Below are 9,530 nucleotides of genomic sequence, written 5' to 3' on the forward strand. Positions count from 1 at the left end.
CATACTCACCCTCATTATGTTAGGAGGATTTCCGACCAATTAAACAAGGTCGGCTTCTATTCAAACTCTGTAAAGATTCCACTTCAAGTTCAATTGGCAGAAAAACTAGGCCAGGTATCCGGTAAGGTTGAACACCAACTATTCTTATGCAGCTCGGGCGCAGAGGCAAATGAGAATGCATTAAAGCTTGCATCTTTTTACAATAACCGCAAGAAGATCATTGCTTTTAGAGGTGCTTTTCACGGCAGAACTTCTTTAGCAGTTGCGGCTACAGATAATCCTAAGATAGTTGCACAGGTTAATCAAACAGACAATGTAATATTCCTTCCACATAATGATGAGGCCGCTTTAGAGCAGGCTTTCAAGGGTCACGGTAATGAGATCTCCTCAGTGATAATTGAGGGAATTCAGGGGGTGGGAGGGATTAAAGTAGCCACAGACAATTTCCTGCAAAAGATCAGATCGCTGTGTGATCAATACGATTCCGTTTTTATTGCGGACAGCGTGCAATGCGGTTATGGCCGGAGCGGTAAATTTTACTCTCACGATCATGCCGGCGTAGATGCCGATATCTACACCATGGCCAAAGGTATGGGCAATGGCTTTCCTATTGGAGGAATTTCTATAGCACCCAAATTTAAAGCATGGCATGGCATGCTGGGAACAACTTTTGGCGGAAATCACCTTGCATGCGCGGCGGGTTTGGCCGTGCTCGAAATAATGGAACAGGACAACCTGATGCAGAATGCGGAAGAAGTAGGGAATTTCCTGATCGCAGAGTTAAAGAAGTTTGATCAGGTCAAAGAAGTTAGGGGCAGAGGATTGATGATCGGTATTGAACTGCCAGAAGAGCTGAGCCACGTCAAGAACAATTTGCTTTTCAAACATCGTATCTTTACGGGAGAAGCAAAACCGAATGTTATACGGCTGCTGCCTGCATTAAATTTAACTAAGACTCATGCAGAGCAATTTTTAGAAGCATTCAACCTGGAACTTCAGGGTAAATTTGAAACGAGAGTTTCTTAGTTTTTATGCTAAACGGTTTCCAGATCTATCAAAGAATGGGGCCTATTTTTTTTCTTTTAACTTCGTATTATGAAACTATTTTCTTCAGTTGATGATGTAACTGATCTGAAAAAATTTATTGAAGTGGCATTAATTCAAAAAGCCGATCCCTTTGCTCATAAGTCGCTGGGCAAGGATAAAATTATTGGCCTGGTGTTTCTTAACCCAAGCTTACGCACCCGTTTGAGCACTCAAAAGGCGGCTTTGAATCTTGGAATGAATGTTATGGTAATGAACCTTGACAAAGAAGGCTGGGCATTGGAAACAGAAGACGGTGTGGTGATGAATGGTTCGACAGTGGAACACATCCGTGAAGCTGCAGCCGTAATGGGCGAGTATTGCGATATTTTGGGCTTCCGTTCATTTCCAAAACTTCAGGACCGGGAAGAGGATTACAGTGAAAGCCTTTTTAAGAAGTTTGTGAAATTCAGTGGTGTACCGGTTGTCAGTTTGGAAAGCGCAACCTTGCATCCTTTGCAGAGCTTTGCTGATCTAATCACTATTGAAGAGCATAAAAAGACAGCAAAGCCTAAAGTTGTTTTAACCTGGGCACCTCATGTAAAAGCATTACCCCAGGCAGTACCAAATTCTTTTGCAGAGTGGATGTGTAAAGCACAGGCCGAAGGCATGGTAGACTTTGTAATTACTCATCCGCCGGGTTTTGAACTGGCTGAAAAATTCACTCCGGGTGCTACAATCATAACGGATCAGGATGAGGCTTTGAAAGGTGCGGATTTTGTATATGTCAAAAACTGGTCGTCATATCAGGATTATGGTAAGACATTGGCTGGCGCTGAATCATGGATGATCACTCATAAAAAGCTTGAAGGAACGAATAGTGCTAAAGTAATGCATTGCTTGCCTGTTAGACGGGATTATGAACTTTCTGCAGAAATACTTGACGGTCCCGATTCACTTGTAATCAAGGAAGCAGGCAACCGAACCTGGGCGGCGCAGGCTGTGCTTAAAGAAATGCTGGAGGCCTTAAAATGAGCACCCTTTATGTCATTAAGATCGGCGGCAATATCATTGACGATCCCGTTCAGCTTGAAAGCTTTTTAATTGATTTTGCTGAACTCAAAGGAAATAAGATACTCGTTCATGGCGGCGGAAAACTAGCTACTAAACTATCAAAGGACCTGGGTGTAGAATCTGAGCTGATCGAGGGAAGAAGGGTAACGAATGAAGAAACTCTCAAAGTTGTAGCCATGGTATACGCTGGCCTGATAAATAAAAACATAGTAGCCGGCTTGCAGAAGCAGAATTGTAATGCAATTGGATTAACCGGTGCGGATGGGAATATCATTCGCGCGAAAAAGAGGCCCTTAAAATTAATTTCGGATGGCAGGCAAATCGATTACGGTTTTGTGGGCGACCTGGATGATAGTTCAGTAGATGCTCAGGCAATTTATAAATTAGTCCAGGCCGGATTTACACCTGTATTCTCTGCAATAACCCATGATGGAAACGGCCAGCTGCTAAATACGAATGCTGATACGATAGCGTCCGTTATCGCGGTTTCCTTGTCGGGGTTATACACGACTTCCCTGGTGTACTGTTTTGAAAAAAGCGGGGTGCTAAGGGATGTGAATGACGAATCATCACTTATTAAATACATAAACGCAGAAGAATACAAGGAACTAAAAAAGGAAGGCATGATTCATTCAGGCATGATACCCAAGCTGGATAATGCTTTTGAGGCCATTGGCAAGGGCCTTAACGAAGTTTGCATAGGGAAAGCAGATGCCTTACCTCAGCTTAAAGATAAAACATTTGGAACCCGGTTAAAAACAGAGAAATAATGGCCAACTCGAGAAAAATAGCAATATTAGGTAGTGGGAATATTGGAATGTCATTAGCCAGGGGACTGGTTAAAGCAAAGTATTCCAAGCCCGGGGATATAACACTTACCCGTCGGGGGATTGAACATTTAGCTGAGCATGCCAAAAAGGGATTCATCACGAGTATTCATAATTCAGATGCTGTTGCAAATTCGTCATTCATTATTCTTGCAGTATTACCCCAGCAGCTCGATACACTGCTCAGCCAGATCAATGGTGCTATCGATTCCAAGCGGCATGTCGTCATTTCAGTAATTTCCGGTGTTAACTGTGCTGATATCAAAGCTAAACTGGGGGACGATGTCCAGGTAATACGTGTGATGCCGAACACTGCAATTGCTATCGGCCAATCTATGACCTGCATCGCCTCCGACAATGCGAGCATTGAAAATATTGCTGAGGTTACCAGGATGTTTGAAACAGTGGGCGCTGTTATAAAAATAAACGAAGATTTGATGACCTCTGCAACAGCTTTATGCGCATGTGGTGTTGCTTTCTTTTTAAGGGCTATCAGGGCAGCTTCCCAGGGTGGTATCGAGATTGGTTTTCATGCTGATGAAGCCCTGAAGATGGCAGTTCAAACGGCCAAAGGGGCTGCTGATCTTTTACTGCTTCAAAACAGTCATCCGGAGCATGAGATCGATAAAGTTACGTCACCGAAAGGATGCACCATTGCAGGATTAAATGAGATGGAACACCAGGGATTCAGTTCTTCGCTTATTAAAGGGATTAAATTATCAGCTTTAAAAGCAGGTGAATTATATACTAAGGCGAAGTGATGACTACATTTTTTGTCGATGATAGTATAAAATTGCTTAGGAAGATAATCAGCATCCCCTCATTTAGCAGAGAAGAAGATAAGACTGCACTGGCAATCGAGGCTTTCCTTCAGGAGAAGTCTGTCAAAACTTTCCGGAAGCAGAATAATATTTGGGCGTTTAATAAGTTTTTTAATCAGGAAAAACCCACCATTCTTCTGAACTCACATCACGATACTGTTAAGCCCAACTCAGGGTATACTCGGGATCCGTTATCTGCTGACATAGAAGACGATATGATATATGGTCTGGGGAGTAACGATGCGGGGGGCTGCCTGGTTTCATTATGTGCAGTGTTTTTGCATTTTTATGAGCAGCAGGATTTGAAATATAATCTTTGTCTGGCGCTTACAGCTGAAGAGGAAATTTCCGGCCAAAACGGGCTTGAACTTATTCTGCCAGAACTTGGCGAACTTAATTTTGCCATTGTTGGTGAGCCTACGCTGATGCAGATGGCCATCGCCGAAAAGGGTTTATTGGTGCTTGACTGCACTGTGCAGGGGAGGGCTGGTCATGCAGCAAGGGATGAAGGCGACAATGCGATATACAAAGCCTTACAAGATATTAACTGGTTCAGGACCTACGAGTTCCCAAAAAAATCTCCACTCTTTGGGCCGGTTAAAATGAGTGTTACTATCATCCAGGCCGGTGCGCAACATAACGTTGTACCTGCTACCTGCAAATTTACTGTTGATGTACGGGTTACAGATGCGTACAAAAATGAGGAGGTGTTGAGGATAATCCGTCAGCACGTTAGTTGTGAAGTCACCCCCCGATCAACACGGCTGAAAGCATCATCAATAAGTCCGGATCATGTGATAGTGAAAGCGGGCCTTTCCTTGGGTAGGGAAACCTATGGTTCTCCTACCACGAGTGATCAGGCTCTTTTAGATATTCCATCTCTTAAAATGGGCCCGGGAGATTCTGCGAGATCGCATATGGCAGATGAATTTATTTATAAAACTGAAATAAAAGAAGGTATAAGCCTTTACATCGAATTATTATCAAAAATACTATGATACCCGATCTGAACATAAGTCTTGAAAGTGAAAGAACGCTTCTCAGGCCACTTACAAAAGATGATGAAGCCGCTCTTCAGGAGATTGCCAATGAAGAATCTTTATGGATCTTCGGGATTTTGGACCTGTCAAAACCCGGAGAGTTGAAAAAATATATTGCCAGTGCCACCGCTGATCGTATGAACGGGCTTTGCGCTATTTGGGTTGTCGTCGACAAAATGACTGGAAAGGTTGCGGGATGTACCAGGCTGGCAGATATTTCCTGGAGAGATGAACGCGGACAAATCGGCTGGACCTGGATTGGCAGTGATTTTCAGGGTAGCGGTCTCAACAGAGACATGAAATTTCTGATTCTGACTTACGGTTTTGAGAGATTGGGTCTGAATCGAATCGAATTAAAGACAGATGAACGCAATCACCGTTCGCGCCAGGCAATCCTGGGAATCGGCGCTACGCGTGAGGGTGTGTTGAGAGAACATATTAAATTGCACGAGGGGTATATCCGGAACACAGTTTATTACAGTATTTTGCGGTCTGAATGGGAAAGCATAAAAGAGCAGTATTTTACAAATTTCAGCATGCATGAGTAAGCTTTGGCAAAAAAATTCCACTACAGAAAAGTCTGTAGATAAATTTACAGTTGGCAATGACCGTGAAATGGATATTTTGCTGGCGCCTTTTGATGTTCTTGGCTCGCTTGCTCATACAAAAATGCTGGAAAGTATCGGACTTATCGAAAAAGCCGACCTTGTTCAGATCCAGAGCGAATTGAAAAATATTTACAGGGATATTCAGGAAGGGAAATTTGTTATTGAGCCTTCTGTTGAAGATGTGCATTCACAGGTAGAGTTTCTGCTCACTCAGAGGATTGGGGAAGCAGGAAAGAAGATTCATAGCGGCCGTTCACGCAATGATCAGGTTTTAGTTGACCTTAAGCTATTCTTTCGTTCGGAGATCCAGAAATTGGTAAACAATACAGAAATTCTTTTCGATCAGTTGATAGTTCAGAGCGAAGAACATAAAGAAAAATTGCTCCCGGGTTATACTCATCTGCAAATAGCAATGCCGTCCTCTTTTGGCTTATGGTTTGGCGCATATGCCGAAAGTCTTGCCGATGATATGGAACTGATGCTGGCTGCGTGGAAAATTTGTAATAAAAATCCACTGGGATCCGCTGCAGGTTATGGCTCTTCTTTTCCCTTAAACAGAACCATGACTACCGAATTGCTGGGTTTTGATTCCCTTAACTATAACGTGGTTTACGCCCAGATGGCAAGAGGAAAAACAGAGAGGATCCTTGCTCAGGCGATGTCCTCTTTGGCAGCAACATTGGCTAAACTGGCAATGGACGCGTGTTTGTTTATTAATCAGAACTTTGCATTCATAAGCTTTCCGGACGAGCTCACAACGGGTTCAAGCATTATGCCACATAAGAAAAACCCGGATGTATTTGAGCTGATCCGTGCCAGGTGTAATAAGATCCAGGCGTTGCCGAATGAGATCGCCCTGATGACTACTAATCTTCCCTCTGGTTATCACAGAGATTTGCAATTGCTTAAGGAGAATCTTTTTCCAGCATTCAGGTCCTTAAACGAGTGTATTGAAATGACGGCATTTATGCTGCAATCAATCCGAATAAAAGAAGACATTTTAAAAGATGAAAAATATGCCTACCTGTTCAGTGTGGAAGCGGTTAACGCAGAGGTGCTAAAAGGAGTGCCCTTCAGGGAAGCATATAAAAACGTAGGCTCCCTGATAGAAATGGGTGAGTTCAAAGCGCCAACCATGGTTAATCATACACATGAAGGGAGTATTGGAAATTTGTGTAATGAAGAGATCTTTAATGCTTTTAAGGCAAACCTTAAAAATTTTGGATTTGAAAAGGTTGACAAAGCAATTGCAGATCTTCTAGCTTAAAATTTATAAATAATTATTGGCGGAGTGCCGCCCGGAAATACGTACCATGAATATATCTAAAATAGCAAACACCTTAGAGGGATCTGAAATAATAAAAATTGCCGGTGAAATTAATGAGCTAAAAAAACAAGGCCATCAAATTGCCAACTTAACCATAGGTGATTTTGATTCCAATATCTTTCCAATACCGCTAAAGCTTACTGAGAATATCATGGAAGCTTACCGGATGAACCAGACGAACTATCCGCCAGCAGAGGGCGTGGCTTCATTGCGTGAAAGTATTTCCTCTTTTATCAAAACCAATTTTGGCTTGGACTACAGCCCAAAACAAATACAGGTTTCAGGGGGCTCGCGCCCACTTATTTACGGACTTTTTATGAGTTTGATCGATCCGGGAGATAAGGTTGTTTACCCAACTCCATCCTGGAATAATAATCATTACTGCCGCTTTACTAGCGCGATAGATGTGCCAGTTCTTACATCAGCGGACAACAATTTTATGCCTAATGCAGCTGATATAAAGCCTCATTTAAAAGGCGCTACACTTCTTGCCCTTTGTTCGCCTTTAAATCCGACAGGTACAATGTTTTCCAAAATGGATCTTGAAGAGATATGCGATCTGGTAATTGAGGAAAATAAAAGCCGACCGGCCGATGAAAAGCCTCTTTACATCATGTACGACCAAATCTACTCGCAGCTCACTTTTGGCGGGCAGATACATTATGATCCCGTTACCTTACGACCTGAACTGAAGGAACGCGTTATTTATATTGACGGTATTTCCAAATGCCTGGCTGCTACAGGTGTACGTGTTGGATGGGCTTTTGGCCCTGAGCATATCATGAGTAAAATGAAAACTATTATCGGACATGTTGGCGCCTGGTCGCCTAAGCCGGAACAAGTGGCTACGGGACAGTTTCTTGATCAGACAGACGATTGGAATGAGTTCTTAGAAAGCTTTAAGGAGAAGATCCAAAAGAGCCTTGATACACTTTATCAGGGAGTTATGAAGCTGAAATCAGATGGTTTTGCCGTGAATGCCATCCAGCCTATGGGAGCGATATATCTTACTATACAGATCGATTATCTTGGAAAAACTACGCCTGGCGGACAGCTTTTGAAAACCAGTTCCGATCTTGTATTTTATCTCATCAATGAAGCCGGTGTGGGTCTTGTTCCATTTTCAGCTTTTAGCGCAGATCCTGGGATGAATTGGTTTAGAGCTTCGGTTGGAGGATGTTCTTTGGAGGATATTGAAGAGATGATCCCGAGGTTGAGAGAGGCTCTTTCTAAATTGAGGTAAATCCTGGACGGCCTTCCACCCGCGCCAGTGCTCCGCTCAGAGCTTCTTTCCGAAGAACTGCTTCTTTCACCCCTGGCTGCTATTATCACGTCCTGCTTCACGGGGCTGTGTGCGTTCCTGTTGTTGTGGGCGTGGTTCCGCTCTTTGTTCCTGCGAACGAGCTGAACAGTCTTTTTTAAATACCTATTTTTACATAAAACTACACACATGCCAAACGGTACTCTTTATCTAATTCCTGTGCCTTTGGCTGAAAACGCTTCAGCGAAGTCTTTCACTCCTTATCTAACAGATACGATTAACACTATAAACGAATATATCGTTGAGAATAGTAAAACAGCCCGAAAATTTTTAAAGGAAGCGGGTTTAAAAACTCCTCAAAGCGAGCTTATTATTCATGATTATGGGAAACACAATCGTGACAGCAGTGTGAAAGAGTTTTTTACAGGGCTTTTAGCGGGGAAAGATGTCGGTTTAATGAGTGAAGCTGGCAGTCCGGGGGTGGCCGACCCCGGCTCTGAGATTGTATCTTATGCCCATCAAAGAGGGATAAAGGTGGTCCCGCTTGTGGGACCAAGTTCCATTTTACTTGCTTTAATGGCGTCGGGTTTTAGCGGACAAAGTTTCACATTTCATGGCTATCTGCCTATCGATAAAATTCAGCGGGCAAATAAGATAAAAGAGCTGGAAGCACTTTCTGAACGGCATAATCAAACTCAGATCTTTATTGAGACCCCCTTCCGAAATAACCCTATGCTGGAGGAAATTCTACGTAGCTGCAAACCAGAAACGCGGGTGTGTATAGCCTGCGATCTCACATCAGCAGAAGAATTTGTGCAGACTAAAACGGTAAAAGACTGGATTACCAAAGTCCCTGAGCTTCACAAAAGACCCGCGATATTCCTGATCTTTAAACGGTAGGGTTCTCCCACCAGTGTCCTTGTTCCTTGATCTTTATTCCTTGTTCCTCTTAGCCATGTATACTCTCACCTTTACCATAATTCTGAATCACTTTCGCTTCGTAGGCTAAAAACTCTTTCCACCGTTTTTCAACATCGATATCTCCGGCATATTTGCGTGCCAGGCCGATAAACAGGGTGTAATGTCCAGCTTCGCTAACCATAAGCTCATAATAAAATTTCGAAAGTACTTCGTCATCAATATGCTCCGACATAACTTTAAATCGTTCACAGCTTCGGGCTTCAATCATTGCTGAAAAAAGCAGCCTGTCGATTAGCTGATCCTGTCTGCTCCCCCCTTTAATAATAAATTGCATCAGTTCGTTCACGTAATTATCCTTTCGCTCCCGGCCTAACACGAAGCCTCTTGCTATGATTATATCATGAACGCGCTTAAAGTGGTCCATCTCTTCTTGCACAAGTACTGCCATTTCTTGTACCAGATCTGACAGATTAGGATTTTGCACTATCAGGGTGATAGCGTTACTCGCAGCCTTTTGCTCACAGAAAGCGTGGTCAGTGAGAATCTCTTCGATATTGCTTTCCACAACATTCTTAACCCAAAGTGGGTCAGTAGGAAGTTGAAGTTTGAAGATGGTTTTTTCACTCAT

The 9,530-nt window shown here is 43.0% G+C and carries 10 protein-coding genes; 9 read left to right on the forward strand and 1 reads right to left on the reverse strand.

Annotated features, from left to right (window positions below):
* The 9 genes from ACLL8Z_RS14755 to ACLL8Z_RS14795 form a co-directional block, all read left to right on the forward strand.
* A partial coding sequence (locus ACLL8Z_RS14755; RefSeq protein ID WP_411275560.1) for an aspartate aminotransferase family protein occupies window positions 1–1,026 on the forward strand: 1,026 nt, incomplete at its 5' end.
* Window positions 1,027–1,095: 69 nt separating this feature from the next.
* Window positions 1,096–2,058 carry an acetylornithine carbamoyltransferase gene (locus ACLL8Z_RS14760; protein ID WP_411275561.1) on the forward strand — a complete coding sequence of 321 codons (963 nt, stop codon included), beginning with the start codon at window positions 1,096–1,098 and terminating at the stop codon, window positions 2,056–2,058.
* On the forward strand, window positions 2,055–2,867 hold the full coding sequence (argB, locus tag ACLL8Z_RS14765) for an acetylglutamate kinase (RefSeq protein WP_411275562.1): 813 nt from the start codon (window positions 2,055–2,057) through the stop codon (window positions 2,865–2,867). The genes ACLL8Z_RS14760 and argB overlap by 4 nt, the downstream gene beginning before the upstream one ends.
* Window positions 2,867–3,685 carry a pyrroline-5-carboxylate reductase gene (gene proC / locus ACLL8Z_RS14770; RefSeq protein WP_411275563.1) on the forward strand — a complete coding sequence of 273 codons (819 nt, stop codon included), beginning with the start codon at window positions 2,867–2,869 and terminating at the stop codon, window positions 3,683–3,685. Before argB ends, proC begins: the two co-directional genes overlap by 1 nt.
* Complete coding sequence (locus ACLL8Z_RS14775) at window positions 3,685–4,743, forward strand: M20 family metallo-hydrolase (protein WP_411275564.1); 1,059 nt, start codon at window positions 3,685–3,687, stop codon at window positions 4,741–4,743. The genes proC and ACLL8Z_RS14775 overlap by 1 nt, the downstream gene beginning before the upstream one ends.
* Window positions 4,740–5,333: a GNAT family N-acetyltransferase gene (locus tag ACLL8Z_RS14780; protein ID WP_411275565.1), complete on the forward strand. Its 594-nt coding sequence runs from the start codon at window positions 4,740–4,742 to the stop codon at window positions 5,331–5,333. The genes ACLL8Z_RS14775 and ACLL8Z_RS14780 overlap by 4 nt, the downstream gene beginning before the upstream one ends.
* Complete coding sequence (gene argH / locus ACLL8Z_RS14785; RefSeq protein WP_411275566.1) at window positions 5,326–6,660, forward strand: argininosuccinate lyase; 1,335 nt, start codon at window positions 5,326–5,328, stop codon at window positions 6,658–6,660. Before ACLL8Z_RS14780 ends, argH begins: the two co-directional genes overlap by 8 nt.
* 46 nt (window positions 6,661–6,706) lie before the next feature.
* Window positions 6,707–7,963, forward strand: a complete 1,257-nt coding sequence (locus ACLL8Z_RS14790; protein ID WP_411275567.1) for a pyridoxal phosphate-dependent aminotransferase — start codon at window positions 6,707–6,709, stop codon at window positions 7,961–7,963.
* Window positions 7,964–8,170: 207 nt separating this feature from the next.
* On the forward strand, window positions 8,171–8,881 hold the full coding sequence (locus tag ACLL8Z_RS14795) for an SAM-dependent methyltransferase (RefSeq protein WP_411275568.1): 711 nt from the start codon (window positions 8,171–8,173) through the stop codon (window positions 8,879–8,881).
* Window positions 8,882–8,930: 49 nt separating this feature from the next.
* Here ACLL8Z_RS14795 and ACLL8Z_RS14800 read toward each other — a convergent pair.
* Window positions 8,931–9,530, reverse strand: a 600-nt coding sequence (locus ACLL8Z_RS14800; RefSeq protein ID WP_411275569.1) for a tRNA-(ms[2]io[6]A)-hydroxylase, incomplete at its 5' end; no start/stop codon positions are given.

This window comes from Daejeonella sp., from assembly GCF_046590655.1.
Lineage (GTDB): Bacteria > Bacteroidota > Bacteroidia > Sphingobacteriales > Sphingobacteriaceae > Daejeonella.